This is a genomic window from Sulfuricurvum sp. (assembly GCF_028710345.1).
Taxonomy (GTDB): domain Bacteria; phylum Campylobacterota; class Campylobacteria; order Campylobacterales; family Sulfurimonadaceae; genus Sulfuricurvum.
Map to the genome: position 1 here is coordinate 93,011 of NZ_JAQTUH010000001.1, position 21,094 is coordinate 114,104.

At 42.3% G+C, this 21,094-nt stretch carries 21 protein-coding genes; 17 read left to right on the forward strand and 4 right to left on the reverse strand.

Translation table 11 applies throughout. From position 1 onward, the window contains the following. The first annotated feature begins 67 nt into the window (after positions 1-67). The 3 genes from accB (at position 68) to PHC76_RS00465 (ending at position 4,165) form a co-directional block, all read left to right on the forward strand. Positions 68-520, forward strand: a complete 453-nt coding sequence (accB, locus tag PHC76_RS00455; RefSeq protein ID WP_299969181.1) for an acetyl-CoA carboxylase biotin carboxyl carrier protein — start codon at positions 68-70, stop codon at positions 518-520. 2 nt (positions 521-522) lie between these two features. After that, a complete protein-coding gene (locus PHC76_RS00460) occupies positions 523-1,863 on the forward strand; it encodes an acetyl-CoA carboxylase biotin carboxylase subunit (RefSeq protein ID WP_299969179.1) in 1,341 nt (446 codons plus the stop codon). Positions 1,864-2,035: 172 nt separating this feature from the next. After that, the gene (locus PHC76_RS00465) at positions 2,036-4,165 is read left to right on the forward strand and encodes a methyl-accepting chemotaxis protein (RefSeq protein WP_299969177.1); all 2,130 of its coding nucleotides are present in this window, start codon (positions 2,036-2,038) and stop codon (positions 4,163-4,165) included. A gap of 53 nt (positions 4,166-4,218) precedes the next feature. Here PHC76_RS00465 and PHC76_RS00470 read toward each other — a convergent pair whose 3' ends face one another. Beyond that, the gene (locus PHC76_RS00470; protein WP_299969175.1) at positions 4,219-5,055 is read right to left on the reverse strand and encodes a peptidylprolyl isomerase; all 837 of its coding nucleotides are present in this window, start codon (positions 5,053-5,055) and stop codon (positions 4,219-4,221) included. An 89-nt stretch (positions 5,056-5,144) separates the two neighbouring features. On the opposite strand from PHC76_RS00470, the gene gltX reads away from it, so the two are divergent. Together gltX and PHC76_RS00480 are read left to right on the forward strand one after the other, a co-directional pair. Then, positions 5,145-6,527: a glutamate--tRNA ligase gene (gltX, locus tag PHC76_RS00475; RefSeq protein WP_299969173.1), complete on the forward strand. Its 1,383-nt coding sequence runs from the start codon at positions 5,145-5,147 to the stop codon at positions 6,525-6,527. Positions 6,528-6,563: 36 nt separating this feature from the next. Next, the gene (locus tag PHC76_RS00480) at positions 6,564-8,633 is read left to right on the forward strand and encodes a TonB-dependent receptor plug domain-containing protein (RefSeq protein WP_299969171.1); all 2,070 of its coding nucleotides are present in this window, start codon (positions 6,564-6,566) and stop codon (positions 8,631-8,633) included. Between the two features lie 11 nt (positions 8,634-8,644). Here the strand turns inward: PHC76_RS00480 and PHC76_RS00485 are convergent, their stop codons facing one another. Continuing rightward, positions 8,645-9,328 (reverse strand): MqnA/MqnD/SBP family protein, encoded by a 684-nt coding sequence (locus PHC76_RS00485; RefSeq protein ID WP_299969169.1) that lies wholly within the window; start codon positions 9,326-9,328, stop codon positions 8,645-8,647. A 257-nt stretch (positions 9,329-9,585) separates the two neighbouring features. Between PHC76_RS00485 and PHC76_RS00490 the strand changes: the two genes are divergently transcribed. The 3 genes from PHC76_RS00490 to glp are packed head-to-tail and all read left to right on the forward strand — an operon-like array spanning position 9,586 to position 11,452. Then, entirely contained in the window at positions 9,586-9,807 is a 222-nt protein-coding gene (locus PHC76_RS00490; RefSeq protein ID WP_299969167.1) for a MoaD/ThiS family protein, read from the forward strand. Positions 9,808-9,809: 2 nt separating this feature from the next. After that, positions 9,810-10,256 carry a molybdenum cofactor biosynthesis protein MoaE gene (locus PHC76_RS00495; protein ID WP_299969166.1) on the forward strand — a complete coding sequence of 149 codons (447 nt, stop codon included), beginning with the start codon at positions 9,810-9,812 and terminating at the stop codon, positions 10,254-10,256. Then, a complete protein-coding gene (glp, locus tag PHC76_RS00500) occupies positions 10,253-11,452 on the forward strand; it encodes a gephyrin-like molybdotransferase Glp (RefSeq protein ID WP_299969165.1) in 1,200 nt (399 codons plus the stop codon). The genes PHC76_RS00495 and glp overlap by 4 nt, the downstream gene beginning before the upstream one ends. Before the next feature lie 78 nt (positions 11,453-11,530). Here glp and PHC76_RS00505 read toward each other — a convergent pair whose 3' ends face one another. Beyond that, positions 11,531-12,853: an MFS transporter gene (locus PHC76_RS00505; RefSeq protein WP_299969163.1), complete on the reverse strand. Its 1,323-nt coding sequence runs from the start codon at positions 12,851-12,853 to the stop codon at positions 11,531-11,533. Positions 12,854-12,953: 100 nt separating this feature from the next. On the opposite strand from PHC76_RS00505, the gene rdgB reads away from it, so the two are divergent. Then, complete coding sequence (gene rdgB / locus PHC76_RS00510) at positions 12,954-13,580, forward strand: RdgB/HAM1 family non-canonical purine NTP pyrophosphatase (RefSeq protein WP_299969161.1); 627 nt, start codon at positions 12,954-12,956, stop codon at positions 13,578-13,580. On the opposite strand, the gene PHC76_RS00515 is transcribed toward rdgB, so the two are convergent. Continuing rightward, positions 13,553-14,332, reverse strand: a complete 780-nt coding sequence (locus PHC76_RS00515) for an undecaprenyl-diphosphate phosphatase (protein WP_299969159.1) — start codon at positions 14,330-14,332, stop codon at positions 13,553-13,555. The genes rdgB and PHC76_RS00515 overlap by 28 nt on opposite strands. A 112-nt stretch (positions 14,333-14,444) precedes the next feature. On the opposite strand from PHC76_RS00515, the gene PHC76_RS00520 reads away from it, so the two are divergent. From PHC76_RS00520 to carA, 8 genes are read left to right on the forward strand one after another with little or no spacing between them, the layout of a single operon-like run. Continuing rightward, positions 14,445-15,548 carry an alanine--glyoxylate aminotransferase family protein gene (locus tag PHC76_RS00520; protein ID WP_299969157.1) on the forward strand — a complete coding sequence of 368 codons (1,104 nt, stop codon included), beginning with the start codon at positions 14,445-14,447 and terminating at the stop codon, positions 15,546-15,548. 4 nt (positions 15,549-15,552) lie between these two features. Continuing rightward, positions 15,553-16,398, forward strand: a complete 846-nt coding sequence (locus PHC76_RS00525; RefSeq protein WP_299969370.1) for an ATP phosphoribosyltransferase regulatory subunit — start codon at positions 15,553-15,555, stop codon at positions 16,396-16,398. Positions 16,399-16,420: 22 nt separating this feature from the next. Beyond that, complete coding sequence (locus PHC76_RS00530) at positions 16,421-17,668, forward strand: adenylosuccinate synthase (RefSeq protein WP_299969155.1); 1,248 nt, start codon at positions 16,421-16,423, stop codon at positions 17,666-17,668. 56 nt (positions 17,669-17,724) lie between these two features. Then, on the forward strand, positions 17,725-18,144 hold the full coding sequence (locus PHC76_RS00535; RefSeq protein WP_299969153.1) for a flagellar FliJ family protein: 420 nt from the start codon (positions 17,725-17,727) through the stop codon (positions 18,142-18,144). Then, positions 18,141-18,665 carry a PDP protein gene (locus PHC76_RS00540; protein ID WP_299969151.1) on the forward strand — a complete coding sequence of 175 codons (525 nt, stop codon included), beginning with the start codon at positions 18,141-18,143 and terminating at the stop codon, positions 18,663-18,665. Before PHC76_RS00535 ends, PHC76_RS00540 begins: the two co-directional genes overlap by 4 nt. Next, complete coding sequence (locus PHC76_RS00545; protein WP_299969149.1) at positions 18,665-19,348, forward strand: phosphatase PAP2 family protein; 684 nt, start codon at positions 18,665-18,667, stop codon at positions 19,346-19,348. The genes PHC76_RS00540 and PHC76_RS00545 overlap by 1 nt, the downstream gene beginning before the upstream one ends. 59 nt (positions 19,349-19,407) lie before the next feature. Then, positions 19,408-19,959 (forward strand): DUF507 family protein, encoded by a 552-nt coding sequence (locus tag PHC76_RS00550; protein WP_299969147.1) that lies wholly within the window; start codon positions 19,408-19,410, stop codon positions 19,957-19,959. Then, positions 19,959-21,086, forward strand: a complete 1,128-nt coding sequence (gene carA, locus PHC76_RS00555; RefSeq protein WP_299969368.1) for a glutamine-hydrolyzing carbamoyl-phosphate synthase small subunit — start codon at positions 19,959-19,961, stop codon at positions 21,084-21,086. Before PHC76_RS00550 ends, carA begins: the two co-directional genes overlap by 1 nt. Positions 21,087-21,094 lie beyond the last annotated feature (8 nt).

Sequence of the window (21,094 nt, forward strand, 5' to 3'; positions counted from 1 at the left end):
TCCATTGTTAATTTTATTTATGGTAGTATAGCACATCTATTACCCTACTTTTAGGAGCGATTACCTCATGGATATGAAACAAATCAAAACACTGGTACAAGAGTTTGACTCAAGTACTCTTTCAAAATTAAAAATTACAATGGATGCTTTTTCGATTGAATTAGAGAAAAATGTAGGTGTTGTAGCAGCGCCTGCAATGGTTGCTGCCCCTGTAGCAGTAAGTGCCCCTGTGGTTGCTTCGGCACCGGCTGTAACAGCGCCTGTCGCAACTCCGCTTAGTGGTGATGCAATCCTCTCTCCGATGGTTGGGACATTCTACTCAGCCCCTTCTCCAGATTCAGCTCCGTTTGTAAAAGTGGGAGATCGAGTTAAAAAAGGTCAAGTTGTCGCGATTCTTGAAGCGATGAAAATTATGAATGAGCTCGAAGCAGAATTTGATTGTGAAATACTTGAGGTATTGAAATCCGATGGTCAAGCGGTAGAGTATGATATGCCTTTATATACCGTTAAGAAGCTCTAATCATGGCAGAAATTAAACGTATTCTCGTTGCCAACCGTGGTGAGATTGCACTGCGAGCTATCCGTACGATTCAGGAGATGGGAAAAGAGGCAGTTGCGGTTTACTCAACTGCCGATAAAGATGCCTCGTATCTCAAGGTTGCCGATGCGGCAATTTGTATCGGTGCCGCTCCTAGCTCTCAAAGTTATCTTAATATCCCTTCTATTATCGCTGCATGTGAAATTAGCGGATGCGATGCGGTGTTTCCGGGATATGGATTTTTATCCGAAAATCAACATTTTGTAGAGATTTGTACCCATCATGGGATTAAATTCATCGGACCGACTCCTGAAGTTATGGTGATGATGTCGGATAAATCCAAAGCGAAAGATGTCATGATTGCAGCAGGTGTTCCCGTGGTTCCGGGTTCTGATGGAGCTATCAAAGATATCGCGGAAGCCAAAGTGCGCGCGCAAGAGGTGGGTTATCCAATCATCCTTAAAGCGGCAGCCGGTGGTGGTGGACGCGGTATGCGCGTCGTCGAAGAAGAGAGCGGTATTGAAAACGCCTTTTTAGCTGCAGAAGCAGAAGCAATCGGTGCATTCGGTGATGGAACCATTTATATGGAGAAATTCATTAAAAACCCTCGTCATATTGAAGTGCAAGTGATTGCCGACTCTCATGGTAATGTCCTTCATATCGGTGAGCGCGACTGTTCTATGCAGCGTCGTCACCAAAAACTTATCGAAGAATCTCCCGCAGTAGCGCTGACTCCTGAAATCCGTGCCGAGTTGCACGCTTCAGCGGTTCGTGCGACCAAGTATATCAAATATGAAGGTGCGGGAACGTTTGAATATCTTCTTGATGCTGATAAAAAGTTCTATTTCATGGAGATGAATACCCGTCTTCAAGTAGAACACTGTGTCTCTGAAATGGTGAGCGGGCTTGATTTAATCGAAATGATGATTCGTGTAGCGGAAGGTGAAGCTCTCCCTCCTCAAGAGAGTGTCATCCTTACTGGTCATTCGATTGAATGCCGTATTACTGCAGAAGACCCGATCAAGTTTTTACCTTCACCGGGACGTATTACTGAGTGGATTGCCCCTGGTGGACGTAATGTTCGTATTGATACTCATGCCCATTCAGGATATATGGTTCCTCCGACGTACGATTCTATGATCGGTAAGTTAATTGTTTATGGTAAAGATCGTAATGATGCGATTTCCCGTATGCACAGAGCCCTTAGTGAATTTAGGATATCAGGAATTAGAACAACTATCCCTTTTCATCTAAAAATGATGAAAAATCCCGATTTTATCAATAACAACTTCGATACCAAATACCTCGAAAATTACAACGGCTAATCGCTGTTGTAATTGTATATTTTTTAATTTCATAAAATATAACTATAAAACCTCTCTTTATTTTTAAATCTTTATTCTTTTGATTATTTAGTACATTTTAGGCTGATTTTATTGTCTAATAGTATTATAATATGTCTATCAACGAATATAAAATGACATACAGGAGGGATTTATGAACAATCTTAGTATCGCGCAAAAAGTCCATATTCCATTGATAGCATCAATAATAGTTGGATTTATAGTAGTTTTAATTAACTATATTTTTTCTGTTCATGATATCCGTGACGATATTTATGCGAGTCAATCGAAAGAGATGAATACGGTTTTTGCTGAAGCAATCGAAGCTAAAAATAGTGTAGGTATAACCAATGCTATTGGTATTTCCAAGAATAGTGCTGTTGTCAACGGTCTTATGAATGGTGATCGCGAAGGGACATTAAAAAGTCTACAATCTCTTTCGAAGGATTATAAAGAGAATACGAAATTCGGGAATGTTAAAATACATGTGCATGATCGTGATGTTCACAGTTTTCTTCGTGTATGGAAACCCGAAAAATTTGGAGATGATCTGAGCAGTTTTCGCAAAACGATTCTCGCAGTAAAAGAGACAAAAAAACCTCTTGTAGCGATAGAGATTGGTGTCGCAGGATTGGAGTTGCGTGGGATTGCTCCAATATTATCCGGTGGTGAATATGTTGGATCGGTTGAGTTTATGCAAGGGCTTAATTCAATTATCAAAGATATGCATAAAAATTTTGGAGATGAGGTGATTATAGCGCTTGATAATCGTTATTTAGAGAATGCAAAAGAGCTCAAAGATTCACCTAAAATTGGTAAAGATTATACATTGGCAGTTAAAGAGGATGCTGTAGACAAAGAATTTTTGGCTGAATTGAGCAAAAGTGAATTTGACCCAAAAAAAGGCTCTTTTGTAACGGATAATTATTATATAGAGCCGATTGTAATTAAAGATTTTTCGGGCGAAGCGGTAGCCTATGCATTTTCAGCAAAGAAGTTGGAAACGGTTGAAAATCTGATTAATCAATCGAAAGATTCACTATTGCGTCAAGTGGTTATTATGACGGTTTTAGATGTAATTATTTTGGTTTTACTTATTCTCATTGTTCGCCGAGCGGTGACTGATCCGATTGAGAATCTTGATTTAATTGCCAAAGAGTTAGCAAGCGGTGATGCGGATATGAGTAAACGTTTGGATGTCACTTCGAATGATGAGATAGGAAAGGCAGCAAAAAGCTTTAATATTTTTATTGAAAAAGTTGAAAGTATAGCGTTGCTTGCTGAAGAGCGTGCGAGAGAAGCGATAAGTGCAAAGTCTAAATCAGAAGAGCAGGTTGCACAAAATGAGATGTCATTGAGATTAGCACATCAGATGATTCAAGGTGCAATCCATAATGCTGGAAACCTTCGAGGTTCACTGGAGAGTAGTGTACAAAATCTTAATGAAGTAAATACTCTCAATCACGATACGGGCAATGTGGTTGATACGGTAAGTGATCAAACCGATGAGATAATGAGTAGTATGTCTAAAATTACCGAGATGATCAATGATTCTCGAGCAAATTCTGAGCAACTGAACCATAATGTCAGTGAAATTTCGAATGTCATTACGTTGATTAAAGATATCTCCGATCAAACCAATCTATTGGCTCTTAATGCTGCGATTGAAGCGGCGCGTGCAGGTGAACACGGGCGTGGATTTGCGGTTGTTGCCGATGAGGTTCGAAAGCTTGCTGAAAGAACACAAAAAGCGACCAGTGAAGTGGAAGCGAATATCAGTATACTGAAACAAAACTCGGTCGGGATGTTAGAAAACAGTGAACGGGTTGAAGAATATGCAATGGATTCGACACAAAAACTCGATCAATTTAAAACAGTTATGGGACAACTAATTCGTAATGTTGAACAGATAAAAGAAGACAGCCAATCGATCAGTTATGAGATATTTACCAATATGGCTAAAATTGACCATATGATTTTCAAAAACAATGCGTATGCTGCCGGCTTTGAAGGCAATACCAATAAAGAATTTAGCGATCATCATGCATGTGCGCTCGGAAAATGGTATGAATCGGGTGATGGAAAATCGGTATTTTCCTCCAGCCCTTCGTATGGAAGATTGTTAGAACCGCATAAAAAAGTGCATGACGAGGTAAAAAAAGCGGTGCAATTACTGAGTGAAAATCCAATGAAAAATTCTAAAGCAATTGTAGAATGTTTTGAGAAAGCTGAGAGAGCGAGTGTTGAGCTTTTCGATATCCTTAATGCTATGGTAGATTCATAAGCAGATTGTGTGTTACCAAAGGATTAGCCCTTTGGTGTCAGTAAAGCATTTTATTATTCAGGAAGGCGGACTACTTGAATATCTGCATTGAGACGTAGCCGCGTGAAATAGTCGTTTAATACTTGATTACGTTTCTCTCCCATAATCATATTATCTAGTTGCGGTCGTAGTGAATCAATCGATTCAGTTATAATATTAGGCTTGTCTTTCATATAAAAACTCATGAAACCATTTTTACCATTGGGGAGTATCGGACCAAATTTTCCTACTTCTATTTTATTGAGAATTTGAGAAAATTGGGGATTGATATTTTTAGAAGGGATGCTATCATCTTTGGAAACGACATTTTCTATATTACGCATTGGATCATCAATTTTTGCTTGCAATGCTTCCGCTGAATTAGAGAGATAGGTGGTGACATCATAGCGTTCCGGTTGTGAAAACTCATCAAGATGAAGTTGATAATACTCCTCCTCTTCGGCGGAAGTTGGTTGAGCAATCTTAGAAAAGGCGATAGTACTGTAGAGTTTTTGTCCTAAAATGGACTCTTCCACTCTGGTTTTGAGTTCGCTTTGTGTTACTCCGCGTGCGGTTTGCATGGCATCTAAAAATTGCTCCATTGAGAGATTGTTTTGTTTTGCCATTCTCTCAAGCTCCTCTTGTACTTCGGCAGCAGAGACGGTAATTTTTTTCTCACTTGCTTCAAGCTGTTCAAGTTTTTTGCGGATAAGGGTATCGGCGCTTTGTTGTGCGGAAGTTTTGCTTTGTTTCATCTCTTGTTGAACTTCATAGAGGGTGATAGGGCTATTTTTAACCATGATGGCAACACCTCCTATTGGGGCACTCCACAATGATGTCAGAAGAAGAGATGAGAGAACTAGTGAACGCAATATATGCTCCTAAAGGGAAAGTCCTTTATTTTACCCGCTTTTAACCTAGTCTTAACTAAAATTTGATAATTGTAAAAAAGGATTTTTTGATGATAGTAACACGCTTTGCTCCAAGTCCCACGGGATATCTACATATCGGCGGTTTGCGAACGGCATTGCTCAGTTATCTTTGGGCACGTCGTAATGGGGGGAAGTTTTTACTTCGGATAGAAGATACCGATTTTAGCCGTAATGATGAAGCGGCAGCCCGCGCGATAGTCGAAGCGTTTAAATGGGTCGGACTGGAACATGATGGGACTATAGAGTACCAATCGAGCCGTTTGGCAATTTATCAAGAATACGCGCAAAAGCTCCTTGATAGTGGAAAAGCGTATAAATGTTATATGAGTCGCGAAGAGCTTGATGCTCTGCGTGAAGAGCAAATGGCACGTAAAGAGCGGGCGAAATATGACAACCGCTACCGCGATTTTACAGGGACACCTCCAGAGGGTCGTGAAGCGGTTATCCGTATCAAAGCACCGCTTGCAGGTTCTATTACGGTACACGATGGAGTGAAAGGGGACGTGGTTTTCAACGTTGAGGATATTTTGGATGATTTCATTATCGCCCGCGCTGATGGAACACCGACCTATAACTTTGTTGTCGCCGTCGATGATGCCCTCATGGGAGTTACCGATGTTATTCGTGGGGACGATCACCTCTCGAATACCCCAAAACAGATTGTTGTTTATGAGGCTTTAGGATTTCCACTTCCTCGCTTTTTCCATGTACCGATGATCCATAACAGCGAGGGGAAAAAGCTCTCCAAGCGTGACGGTGCGACCGATGTCATGATGTATAAAACTCTTGGGTACACACCGCAAAGCTTGCTCAATTTCTTGGTTCGTTTGGGATGGAGTCACGGCGATCAAGAGATTTTCTCGATGGAAGAGATGTTGGAGCTGTTCGATCCGAGTGATATTAACCGCTCGGCATCGGTGTACAATACTGAAAAACTCGATTGGCTCAACAGTCACTATCTTAAAAATATGTCCAATGATACATTGTGTGAATTACTCGAATTTCACGGGGTAATGCTTATTAGCCACGATAAACGGGAGATTCTCCTCGATGCTCTCAAAGATCGTGCAAAAACATTGGTAGAGATGGCAACGTTGGTGAGTGAAATCTTGGTTGCACCGGCTGAATACGATGAAGCGGCACTGAAGAAAGGGTATAAAGAGGAGAGCAAAGGGATATTAGAAGCGTTTGCTCTTGCTTTAAAAAATGCCCCTGAACTCCATTTGCCGACCGATTATCACCATGTGATGGAAGCTGTCGTCGCGCAGCTCGAAATCGGATTTGGAAAAATCGGTCAACCGCTCCGTATCGCATTACTCGGTAAGCTCTCAGGTCCGGGGCTCGATACCGTGATGGCGATTATCGGTCTTGATGAGACATTGGCACGGATTGATGCGTTAATTCAACGATAGTGCTATAATTGTTTATCAAACCATAAGGAAATTGTCATGCCAAAAAGGTTAATCTTATTGTGCGTACCATTTTTCTTATCCGCTCAGACATTTGAACTCGAAAAAATAGAAATAACCAATGAGACAAATCAAACCATAGGAAACACTGTAATCTCGAAAGAGAGTTGGCTTAACGATTCCGGACTTATCCAAAAAGAAAACTATCTCCAATCTGCTCCCATGCAAAAGCAAATTTCTGTCAAAAATGCACTTGAACAAGCTGGAAGTAATGGCGATCCGCTAGGGTCATTAAAAACTTTTGCAGGTGTTGCAAGTAAAGGTGATAGTGCCAGTGAACTTTATATTCATGGTTCTAAACCTTATGAAACACAGTACACTATCAACCATTTGCCTATCGCTTATCTCTATCATTTAGCAGGGTTTTATTCGATAATTGCACCTGAAGCTACTGAACAAATTGATGCGTATCTTGGGGGATTTGATACGACCTATTATGCCATGGGTGCAGTAGTTGATATCACACCAAAGTACCCAACTGGGAGTGGAAAAGGGCGGGTGCATATCGGGATGTATGATGCTGATTTTGCCTATGATGGGAAGATTAATGAATCAACCAATTTTTTTATTGGGGGAAGACGAAGTTATTTTGATCTTATTGCCGACAAAGTGGTTAAAGAACTTAATAAAGACGAGAATGATCCAACGAAAAAAACGACATTTACCCTTTTCCCACAGTTTTATGATGCTCAACTTATCGTTGTTAAAACACTGGGGCATCATGCTTTTTCGCTAGAGGGATTTTTGGCCAATGATAAATTCAAGCTCAATGATACCATGCAAAAAAACAAAGATCCTATCGCTCAAGGTAAGATTAATTTTGCTCAGGACTCTCAAACCTTAGGTGCTCGGTGGATGGTTGCCGCAAATAATTACAGTGCGAACACCCTTTTGTATCTTTTGAACAGCAGTGCAAATTCAAATTTTTTTGATGCAGATTATTATGTCAATCAAACTAATACTAAAATGGGTCTTTATCATGAAAGTATTTTTGAACTTAAGAATCATAAACCTACCGTTGGATTTGAAGTAACCACTATAAAAACTGATCTCGATGCATACGTTGTCAATCCTCCTATGGAAGATTATGATCCGTTGCTAACCGACCAAACACCCATTAAGCTTACCAAGACTTTAAAGGCAAATTATGGTGTCATTTTTGTACAAGATTTGTGGGATGTGACAGAAACCGATCATCTACGCTATGGAATTAGAACGTGGGATATGAATTTTCAAAATTTTGGTAGTGGAATGGATCCTCGAATTGCGTATGTGCATGATTTTTCTAATGCTCTAAGTGTTTCAGCATCTATAGGACGTTATTCGCAGATGCCTCAGCCTATCACCGTCATTGATGAATTTGGAAATCCACTAATCGATACTTTTGAGTTTGCTAATCACTTTATTCTAGGTATGCAAATGAAGTTTGTTGATGGTTCCAGTTTGAGTGTTGAACCATATTTTAAAAAATTTGATAATTTAGCGATTAGTGATAATTTACATAATTATGAAACCGTTGGAAAGGGTGAAGCTTACGGCGTAGACATAACCTATAAGAAAAATATCGACAATCTCGATCTTATTGCAGCGTATACGTTTATCAAAGCAAAGCGACAGTTAAATACCGACTCCCCTCAACAATATCGTTTCTCGGGAGATATTCCTCATACGTTACAATTAAGCGCCAATTATCGCTTTCATAATGGATGGCGTACAAGTGGCTATTTTAAATACAGTGATGGTTCCCCTTATACACCTATCATTAACACAGAAAATTATAACTATAATGGAAGTACTTATGTACGTCCAATCTATGGTGAACCATACTCTGAACGATTACCTTATACCTTTGATGTCGATCTTCAAATAGCCAAAAAACTAAATTTGGCTAATGATAAAAGTGTTGAGTTTTCACTTGAGTTGATGAATCTTAATGCCATTTTTAGAAAAAATGCGATTGGAATTAACTACAATGATTCTTATCAAAACGTAGGTTATGATGAGGCATTAGGTTTTTTACCTGCATTCCATGTAACCTATCGATTTTAGAAGTAACATATTTAACGATAACGTATTTCCCTCATCGAGGGATTTAACCCCCTCTTTTTCGCCTCACTCACAAACCGTTTATACCCTCTCTCTTCTTTCACACCCACTTTGTAACTGATAAATTTTAGATAATGGGTGATTTGAGCGGGGCTTAGGTTGCTTTTACGAGATGCTTCCATCAGGATATAGTGGGGAATTTTCACTTTCTTAGCAATAAACGCACGACTGAGACGGCGAAGTTCGTCGGTGTGATGGTGAGTACACAGTAGGGCAAAGACGAACGGAAGGTCTGTTTTCTCATGCCAAACTTTCCCCAAATCGATATGTTCTCCACCAGCATAATAGTATCGCAGTGCCTTATCGCCGATGAGTACTTCTCCGTGAACGTCAAGGATTTGAGCGAGGAGATTGGAACTTGCTGAATCCTCATCGGCTTTGTCGGCATTGGGGAGGGAGAGGACACTGAGCACTTCGCGTTGTGCGACGATACCGACCCCGAAATGTCTGCAATTTTTGGCGGTGATGCTGGAGATAAACGCCGCATCGATTCGACGCATGGCAAATTCGAGGTTGAGTGCGGAGGGGACACCTTTGTGATAATGGAGGCTTTGGTGAGACTGGGTGCTTCGGACATAACGTTTTATAAAAACATGAAACGGCAGAAGATTTAAAAAATCAATTTTCCCAAAAATCACACGAACTCCTTATAACTAAAGATAAAATTATACTCAAAGGCTCTGTTAGTTCTCTTTTGATATAATTAAAAGAATGTATAGATAGCTCTTAAATTCTCAAAAACGTAGTTTTTGTAGCTTTAGGGGATTGCAAAGGACTTTAGTCGTTGCCACTAAAACAAGCATAGCGCTTTTTGTGAAACAAAAATGTTTCTTCAGAAAACGGATGCATTCATTTTAGTGCATAATATTTAATAGAACCAAAAAGGGGAATTGTCATGGTGACAATCGAATTTTTAGGCCCGATTCAAAAGGCTCCGTTAACGTTGGATGCGGCATCTTTGCATGATGTTGCTAAAGCATTAAAGCAAGATAGTGAGATGGCGCAATGGTTAGAAAGTTGTGCGGTAGCGGTCAATGATACGCTGGTTGCATCGCTCGATACACCGCTCAAGTCGGGCGATAAAGTATCCTTACTCCCTCCGGTATGTGGCGGATGAGTATGGTAGAACTCTATAATGGGGCATTGAATGTTCCTGAAATCATTACCCGCTGGTATGCTGAGGAATCGGAGTATAACTACGGTGCCTATATCCCTTTTATCGGGACGGTACGTGAGGAAGATGGGATTGAGGGGCTGAGTTTCGATGTGTATGAGCCGATTTTGTCGAGTTGGTTTGCTTCATGGCAAGTAAAGGCTGAGGCTCTTGGGGCAAAGCTCAAAATGGCGCACAGTCAAGGGGATGTATTGGTACATGAGAGCTCTTATATCGCGGCGGTATTCTCTCCGAAACGGCGTGTGGCATTGGAGATGATTGAGCAATTTGTTGAAGATTTTAAAGCCTCAGCCCCTATTTGGAAATACGATTTACGTGGCGGTGAGAGACTCTATGCGCGTGAACGCTCTACCGCGATTAGCGGTTTTGGGTTATTAGGGAGAGATTCATGATTTCGTATGAAACGTCTCAAAATATGATTAGTCTCCTCAGTATCGGCAATCTCCGAAGCGAGCGTGTTTTTTTAACGGCGGCATTGGGGCGTGTGTTGGCAGAGGATATTATCGCCGATAGTGATTATCCGCTGTATCCGACATCGGCGATGGATGGATACGCAATCCTCCACAGTGATTTAGGGGAATTTGATTCGCTCGAAATATGGGGAGACAACCCCGCAGGTGCCGATGAGGTTGGTGGGGTGATGAGCGGAATGTGCATTAAAACCTTTACGGGCTCATTAATGCCGCAGGGAGCCGATACGTTAATCCCTATCGAAAACGTCCGTGTTGAGGAGTCGCAAATCATTATCGAAAAACCGGTTCCACGTGGGTTTGCGGTTCGTCCAATCGCTGAGAGTTACCGTGAAGGGGAGATTTTGATTCCGCGCGGAACGACTCTCGGATTTGCGCAAATCGGTGTTTTAGCGGGGATTAACCGCGTTATGATACGTGTTGCTCAACGACCTCGTGTCGCGGTGATTGCTACAGGGAGTGAAATTCTCGATGTCGGTGAGACGATGCGTCATGCGGGGCAAATCCGAAGTTCCAACAGCTACACCCTCCAATCGTTGGTTCAACAGCTCGGAGGCGAACCGTTACAGATGGGGATTGTCGGTGATGATAAAAATGATATTATGGAACGGTTTGAAGAGGCATTGCGCTCAAGCGATATCGTTGTCAGTACCGGCGGTGTGAGTGTCGGCGATTACGATTTTGTCAAACACATCGTCCCAAAACTCGGTGCCGAAGTGATTTTTAAAGGTGTCAATATCAAACCGGGTCAACACGTGATGGTAGCGCAGAGAGGGTCAAAATTTATCGTCTCTCTCCCTGGATTTGCCTACTCTTCTACCGTTACCTTTATCCTCTACGCCGCACCGCTTATCGCACGGATGTTAGGGGTAGCTAATCCGTATGACGTGATCGAAGCGACGCTCAAAGTACCATTTGCCAAACGTTCCAACAAAAGCGAATTTACCGCGTGTAATCTGACGTTTGAAGATGGGCGTTATTGGGTCGATTTCGAGGGGAAAAAGACAGGCAGTTCTGCTATTTTGACCAATCTTCTTGGTAACTCGGGATTGATGATTTGTGGTGAAGAGGATGGGGATTTGGAAGCGGGGACACTCGTTCGCGTTATCAAACTATAATTTTGTCATCCTGAACTAGATTCAGGATCTTAGATTGCGGATCTACCCAAAAGGGCACGTGCAGTCCGCAATGACCAACTATTTCACTATCTTCGCTTTAATCGCCTCTTCTTCAATCATGTCTTTACGGTATTTGACCGCGACGATATTTTCAGTTTCATTGATAAACCATTCCGCGATATGCTCATGTTCCAAGCTATTTAATTTCTCCATATCGACATGATCCATCGAGATATAGAGATGGGAATATCTATGCGGGTTTTGCATTTTGAGTGTCCACAACAACCACAGCGTAGTGATTACGATCAACGCGATGGTGAACACTTCGCGGCTGGAGTACTGCAACGCAATTCCCGCCGCCGCTCCTCCGACAAACGTCATAAAATAAGCAAATCCGTTGGCGATACCGAGAGCGGCACCCTTTTGGTGTACTTTGGCGTATTTGGAAATCATCGATTGAACCAATGGTTCCATCATATTAAATGCCATAAAAAAGCTCACCACTCCGACGATAAATTCCCACCCTTTGGTCGCAAAGCCCATGAGGGTAAATGAGACGATGAAGAGGACGATGGAGATGAGGAAAATTTCACGCGGTTTATTGTATTTTTCGCCAAAAATAGCGGCGGGTCCCATCGCCAAAAGCCCCATCACCATTGCGGGGACAAATGCCTGCCAGAGATCTTTTTTATCCCATAAAAAACCGTATTCGGGATTGGTCAAAAAGATAGGGATAAGGACGAAAGAGACGGTCATCAGCCCTTTTTGCATCCCGTTGGTGATAATCATACTAAAGAGATTTGGATCTTTGAGAATATCTTTGGTCGTTGTGGTGGAATGGTAGATATGACGGATACGCGGAGGGGTCGGGACATTGGTAAAGAGGACGATCATCGATACAATCGACAAAACAGCTGCGATCCAAAACAATGATGAAAATCCAAACCCTGCGGCAAGGACGGGTCCGAGTGCCATTGCGGCGGCGAAACTGATTGCGATAGTTCCCCCCATAAGAGCCATCGCTTTACCGCGTGACTCTTCATTAACCAAATCGCTGATCATCGCGGGAATAACGGCACCGATAGCTCCTGCTCCTTGTAAAAATCGCCCCGCCATCAGAGTGTAAATATCGTTACTTACCGCACAGATGATGGAACCGACCAAGAAGATAACGAGTCCGAGGAGCAGTGTCGGTTTGCGACCGATTTTATCGCTCATGATTCCAAAAGGGACTTGAAAAATCGCCTGCGTCAAGGCGTATCCTCCGACGATAACACCGATAAGAAGTGGTGTAGCACCTTCAAGATTTAGCGCATAAGCCGATAGAACCGGAAGGACGAGAAAAAGACCAAAAAAGCGTAGCGATAAAATCGCGGAGAGTGGGAGAACCGTTTTAAACACCGTGCAACCTTAAATACGTTAAAATTTTCAGTATTATAATATACCCTTAGATGAAACGTCGGGTAAACACAGAACGTTAAAGTCTACTGTAAGGAATGAAATGAAAATCGTCTTGGCAACGTCAAATAAAGGGAAAGTTCGAGAGATAATTGAACTATTGCACGATCGGGAAGTTTTCCCTTATACCGATTTGATAGAAGGGTTTGAGATTATCGAAGACGGTGATACCTTTAAAGCCAATGCTTTGATTAAAGCGCGCGCTGTCTATAGGGCATTAGGGGATGAAAATGCGATTGTTGTTGCCGATGATAGCGGTATCAGCGTCGATGCATTGGACGGTGCTCCGGGGATTTACAGTGCTCGCTACGGCGGTGAGGGCTCGTGTGATCGGGATAATCTCCTTAAACTCGTGGAATCATTACAAGAAAAAGGGTTAAATACTTCTCCCGCTCACTATACGGCGGCGATTGCGATTGTTTCGCGAGAAGGGGAGAATTGCGTTCACGGGTGGATGCACGGGGATGTTATCACTGAGCTACGTGGCGAGAACGGATTTGGATACGATCCGATTTTTATTCCTGATGGATTTGAACAAACATTGGGTGAGTTGCCGAACGATATAAAAAAAGGGCTATCACACCGCTCTAAAGCGTTGGAATTGGCGAAGATTTTGATTGATCAGATCAAGTTTTTACGCTCTCACACCGGAAGCGCACTAACAAAATAAAAGAAGATAATCCCGACAACGATTCGGTAAATCGCAAATGGGACAAATGTATGACGGCTCACAAAACCGACAAACGCTTTGACGGTTGCAAATGCGAAGACAAATGCGGTGATAAAGGCGATGATGAGCATCGACCAATCATCCACGACAAGCTCATGGCGGTGTTTGATCAGATCATACGCGGTGGCGATAAACATCGTCGGAATCGCGAGGAGAAACGAAAACTCCGCTGCGCTTTTGCGGTTCAACCCCATAAACAACCCGCCGATGAGGGTGGCACCTGAGCGGCTTGTCCCCGGAACCATCGAGAGACTTTGGAAAAAGCCGATGGTAAATGCCTCTTTGATCGTTAGCTCGCTCAGATCTTTCCCCTCATCGATCGCTTTGTCCCGACGAAAATACTCGATAACTAAAAACAGAACCCCTCCCGCGATCAGCATGATACTCACTGTTTCAACACCGAAGAGGGCTTTAATATGTTTGTAGAGCAAAAATCCGAGTGCCCCTGTCGGAAGAAAAGCGATGGCGATTTTAAACCAAAGGGTTTTGTCTTGCATGAGGCGCTGTGCATATAAAAATAAAACGGCGAGGATGCTTCCGAGTTGAATGGAGACCTCGAACGCTTTGTGGGCGGCGGTTTGTTGTAATCCTAAAAGTTGTGAGGCTAAGATAAGGTGTCCCGTCGAAGAGATAGGCAAGAATTCGGTTATCCCCTCTAATGCACCCAAAATCAGCGAGTCAAATAATGTCATTAATACTCTTTTTCGTAGAATTTTAACACATGATTATTAACCTTAAACCTCCCCTAACCTCAACTAGGGTAAAATGCGCGGATTTATGACACTTTCCTCAAGGAATTTTTGAATGTTACTTTTTACTCCAGGCCCTACCCCTGTTCCTGAATCTGTTCGCGTTGCGATGGCAGGTGAGACTCTTCACCACCGTACTCCGGAATTTGAAGCGATTTTTGAGCGCACTCGCACATTGTTGTTTGAACTTCTCGGTATGGATGAGGTGTTGATGCTCGCTTCATCGGGCACGGGAGCGATGGAGGGGGCAGTGATTAACCTCGCACATTCTAAACTTCTCTCGATTAATTCGGGAAAATTTGGTGAGCGTTTCGGTAAAATCGCCGTAGCTCACGGGATCGCCAATGTGGAGATCAAACACGAATGGGACACTCCTGCTACAGTAGAGGAGGTGCAAGCGGCACTCGATGCAAACCCTGATATCGATGCGATTGCGATTCAAATCTGTGAAAGTGCGGGTGGATTGCGCCACAGTGTTGAAGCGATTGCACATGCGGTAAAAGCACACAACCCATCTATCATGGTAATTGCTGATGGTATCACGGCGGTGGGTGTTGAGAAAATCGACATAACCAATATCGACTGTTTGATTTCAGGGAGCCAAAAAGCGTTGATGCTCCCTCCGGGGCTTGCGATTATGGGTCTCTCCAATGCGGCGATTGAAAAAATGGGAAGCGGTAAAGGGTATTATTTTAACCTCGTTACCGAGATTAAAAATCAGCGCAAAAACACGACCGCATGGACGGCGGCAACGACGATTACCATCGGTTTAGAGTCGGTACTTAACCGTATCAAAGCCGAAGGCGGTTTGGATAAACTTTACGCCGATACGGCACGTCGCGCAAAAGCGACCCGTGAAGCGATGATAGCAATCGGTCTCTCTATCTATCCAACAGCTCCCGCTGATTCGATGACGACGGTAGGGGACGCAGAAGCGAAAAAAATCCGCTCAACTCTTAAAGCGTTCGATGTAAACGTCGCGGGTGGACAAGACCATATCAAAGATTCAATTTTCCGTATCAACCACATGGGTCTGATTGCTCCGTATGAAGCGTGTTGGGCAGCTAACGCGGTGGAATTGGCACTCGATAAAATGGGACGCCGTACCTATGACGGAACCGCTAACCGCGTGTTTAACACCGTTTATTTTGGACTCTAATATTATGGTATTTGAACACGAAATCCCTGAGGGTTCCAAGCTCTACTTTGCCGCTACGGCAAAGACTAAACGACTCATCGAAACCAAAGCGAGCACACTTTTGAGCGATGCCGGATTTGAAGAGATCATTACACCGCTGTTTTCATATCATCAGCACATGAGTGTTTGCGATCAGCGTGAATTGATCCGAGTTAATGACAGCGAAAATCATCCGATCAGCCTCCGTGCTGATTCGACGATCGATGTCGTCCGTATCATCAACAAACGCCTCGGCGGTAATACGGAACACAAAAAATGGTTCTATATTCAGCCGGTGTACCGTTATCCTGCTGATGAGCAGTATCAAATCGGGGTTGAGATCATTGATGAGTCCAATCTCTCAGTTGCCCTTACTCAAGCAACGCGGATTTTAAACGTGTTGGAGATGAAGCCGTTATTGCAAATATCTAATATTAATATTCCACGACTCCTTACCGAGATGTTGGATTTGAATTTGGATGATTTTCGTCATGTGAACATCGAGAAATTTTTGTCCTTGAAGATTGATTGGCTTACCCGATTGGTTTACATGCAGCATGCTGATGAGATCGATGCTGTTGCCGCAATCGTCCCAGACGCGATCAAACCGGAGCTTTTGAAAATAAAAGAGCTCTGCGAAGGGCTCGAATATCCGAATGTAGTCATAGCCCCTTTGTATTACGCTAAAATGCTCTATTATGATGAGCTTTTTTTCCGTGTTATCGAGGCGAATGAAGTCTATGCGATGGGCGGACGCTATAAAAGCGATGAAACCGTTTCAGTCGGATTCGCCATTTACACCGATGCGTTGATTGACGCATTACACCAATAACATATTACTATAGGGAATGAGAATGAAAGCGGATTTAATAGTAGGGATTCAGTGGGGAGATGAAGGAAAAGGGAAAATCGTCGATTTACTCGCGCAAAAATACGATTGTGTTGCCCGTTACCAAGGGGGACACAATGCCGGTCATACCATCGTTGTTGATGGCAAAACCCATGCACTTCACTTGATTCCCTCAGGGATTTTAAATCCTAAAGCAATCAATATCATCGGTAACGGTGTTGTTGTCTCTCCGGAAGCGTTGATCAAAGAGATGAAGCAGTTTGATAACCTCCTCGGACGTTTGTTTGTCTCTGAGTCGGCACACATGATCTTGACGTTTCACACGTTGATTGACCAAGCCAAAGAGAAACTTCGTGGTGAAAAAGCGATCGGTACGACGGGTCGAGGTATTGGACCAGCCTACAGCGAAAAAATCGCCCGTGCAGGATTTCGCCTCGGAGAACTTCGTGATGTTGCAACTTTGACGAACCGTGTTATGGAATATTTCGAGCAAAACAGTGCAATTTTTCAAGCATTGAATATCAAATTACCAAGCCGTGAAGAGCTAACCGAAGAGTTAACAATATTTGCTGAAGCATTAGTTCCATTTTTGGCGAATACGACGCAGATGGCGTGGAAACTTATGGATGAGGATAAAAAAATCCTCCTAGAGGGTGCTCAGGGGACGATGCTCGATATCGATCACGGAACCTATCCGTATGTTACGAGTTCATCGACCATTTCAGCGGGTGCGTGTACGGGTCTTGGGGTGAATCCAAAAGACATCGGCAAAGTGACAGGGATTGTCAAAGCGTATTGTACCCGTGTCGGAAACGGCCCTTTCCCAACTGAAGATCATGGTGAAATCGGTGAGCGTTTGCGTAAGCAAGGGCATGAGTTTGGAACCACTACGGGTCGTCCTCGTCGTTGCGGATGGTTTGACGCGGTAGCATGTCGCTACGCGAGCCGTTTGAACGGATGTGATGATCTCTCTATTATGAAACTCGATGTACTTGATGGCTTTGATGAAATCCAAGTATGTGTCGGATATGAAGTCAACGGCGAAGTGATCGACTATATGCCGCTTGATCTTGAGAACGTTAAACCGGTCTATAAAACATTTGCAGGTTGGGATAAAACTGAGGGTGTCCGTAACTTTGATGATCTTCCAGAAACGGCACAAATCTATCTAAAAGCACTCGAAGAGTTGACGCAAACTAAAATCGGTATGATTTCCACCTCACCGGATCGAAACGACACTATTGTTTTTTAAATAATAGGGGTAATTTATCTCGTAAGAAGCTTATCTAACTCCGAAGGAGTGATTCGATGAAGTCAAAATACACTCCATTGGTCAAGCTCAAAAAAAAAGAGCTTGACCGTGTTGAGCGTGATCTTATTGCCGCTAATAATCGTATCAAGCTTGCTACCAAACTTTGTGAAGAAGCATACATGCTTCTCCAGTCTCTTTCTTTGCCTACCAGCGGTAGTATCAGTGAATTTACCCAAGCACAAATGTTATTTCAAGCGCAACATCAAGAGATAGAAAACTGCAATCTTAATCTTGCAAAAGCTCAACACTATCAACTCTTAATCCAACAACAATTTAAAGAGGCGATGATTGAGTATGAAAAGTTTAAATACCTTGAAATGCAAGAACTACAAGCCCATAGTGCAAAAATTAAAAAAGAAGAGGCTAAAATGCTCGATGAAATCGGGGTGATGACCCACAAAAGAGAGCCTTTATGAAAATTTTACTTCTCCTTATAGCGGCTTATGGGATTGTTTTTGGTGCCCAAACAAAATCATACGAATGTACAAAAGTATTTGAATCTCGAAAAAATGAGCTTTTATTGGAGCTTGAAAAAATTGATGAGCAAAAGCAATCACTTGATGCATTGAAGCGGGCAACAGAAGATTTATTAAAGAAAAAAGAGGCAATGGTTCAGGGGAAAGGGTCTGCGGTTGACCAAAAGCTTGCTGAAATCAAATCACGTGAAGAGTCAACCAAAAAAATGGTTGATGAAAACAAAAAAGTATTAGAAGAGATGAAGCAACTTAAAAGTGATAAAGTCTCTCAAACCTTTGCGAAAATGAAACCGGGTGCAGCAGCAGCTATTTTTGCCGATATGAAAACCGCTGATGTAGCGGAAATCATGGGGACATTAAATTCTAAAGTTGTTGGGCAAATATTAGCGAAAATGGATCCGAAAAAAGGGTCTGAGATAACAGCCGCCTTGCGTGCCTTGCCACCAGAAAAGAAAAAATAATGTGGAGAAAACTGTGTGGTCATTTTGACTATACTGATACGCACTCATTCGGTAAAAACTTACTGTATCGCTTGTGGGTATGGTGGTGTTTAAAAGCGGTCGGATCAATGAGTTTCATCACCCTATTTTTTGTCCTTTACTTTTATCTATTAACGCACCATTATTTTTATGTAACAGTTATTCCAGCTACTGTGATGGACGAATGGATATCGTTTAACGGCTCATGGCTCTATTTTTACCTCTCATTATGGGTTTATGTATCTTTGCCGCCAGCATTAACTAAGAGCAAAAAAGAGTTATTACAGTACGGAGTGTATGCTGCAATCCTCTCGTTAATCGGGATATTTTTTTATATCTTTTTTCCTACGACAATCCAGCAAAACAGTGCTGATTGGGGGGGATCAGCCGATATGATTTGGCTTAAATCAATGGATATGGGGGGGAATGCATTCCCTTCGATGCACGTAGCGAGTGCTTTCTTCTCTTTTATTTGGCTCAATTATCAGTTAAAACAGATGCGGGGCGGTAAAATATTGTATGCACTTAGTTTCCTTTGGTGTTGCGCAATAATCTACTCCACGTTAGCGGTAAAACAGCACCTTTTTATTGATGTTATCGGAGGGCTTATTTTAGGGGGAAGCGTTGCTTTGGTGACATTGCGTTATCACACAAAAACTTTCTAAGCCATTTTAGAGGACATCTTTAGTACAATACCAAAAAAGTATCATCATTAGGGCAAATCATGAAAGTTTCACTCGCGCATATTCCCCATATTTCAAGTCGCATTGCCGTAGATCTCACCCGTAGCGGATTGGTTACGATGACACATGGTCTTGAGGCAACAGCACATGAAGCTGAAAAGATCTTAATTGAGAGTGTTAAGCGTGAAATGGCACTTGAAGAAAAAGTTAAAGAGATTGTTAATGCTAATGGAGAGCAAATCGATTATTATCTTGCCGATGAGCGACAACTCTTTTTTATGATCAAGAAAAAATTAGCCCCTGAATTTGGGGTTATTTTGTCGTATGAAGATCGTTACTCCGATATTGCACACAAAATTCTTGATCAATTATATGAAGAAGATTTGATTCACTATGATGTGAGTGAAAATCGTATAAAAAATATTATTTACGATGCAATGACCACGTTTATCGCCGATGCGAGCGAGATTGAAAATGCGGTGTATGAGAAAATCAAAAGCTATAAGCGTCGTCTCATTCCAGGGACGGATGAATATGAGATCATGTATGAGAAATTATACAAAGATGAATTAACGAGAAGAGGGATGGCATGATGCGAAATGTGTGGATTTATCTCGAAAACGGTATCTATTTAGAGGCAAAAAGTTTTGGAGCGGATACAACCAGTGTCGGTGAAATCGTTTTTAATACGTCGATGAGTGGGTATCAAGAGATTATTTCTGATCCATCGTATGCGGGACAATTCATCACTTTTACAATGCCGGAAATCGGTAACGTCGGAGTAAATAGTGAAGATATGGAGAGTGCTCATGCCCATTGTAAAGGGGTGCTTGTTCGTCAGTACCAGCCTCACCACTCCTCTTTTCGTGCAGAAGAGGCATTGCATACGTTTTTAGAAAAACACGGTGTTATCGGTATTTGTGATATTGATACCCGTTATTTGACTAAAATGCTCCGAACTGAGGGGGCAATGATGATGGTTGCATCAACACAAGTTTCAGATAAAGAAGAGCTCAAAAAGATTTTAGAAAACTCACCACGTATCGAACAGGTAAACTACATCGAAGAGGTGAGTACTAAAGCAGCCTACAAACATACCAGCGGTGTGTATGATCCGTTTAGCTTTCGTTACAATGATGCACCTGCACCAAAAGCACGTATTGCGGCTATTGATTTCGGTGTAAAACGTAATATCCTCAATGAACTCACTCAAGCAGGTCTCGAAGTTGAAGTGTTGCCGAATAGTTTTAATGGCGATGAGTTGATAGCACGCTATGAGAATAAAGAGATCGATGGAGTTTTCCTCTCGAACGGTCCGGGAGATCCATTGGTCTTAAAAAAAGAGCAAGATGAGATCAAGAAACTGATCGCACATAAAGTTCCATTATTTGGTATTTGTTTAGGGCATCAGTTGCTCAGTATAGCTCATGGGCACGATACTCATAAACTTAAATTCGGTCATCACGGCGGGAATCATCCAGTCAAAAATCTTAAAACAGGGATGGTTGAGATTACTGCACAAAATCATAATTATAATGTTCCTGAATCAGTCCGTGAGATTGCCGATGTAACCCATGTAAATCTTTTTGATAATACAATCGAAGGGCTTCGTTATAAAGATGCTCCGGTATTTTCGGTACAGCACCATCCAGAATCAAGCCCGGGTCCTAAAGAGAGTCGCTATATCTTTAACGAATTTCTTCAACTTATTCAACGCTAATACAATAT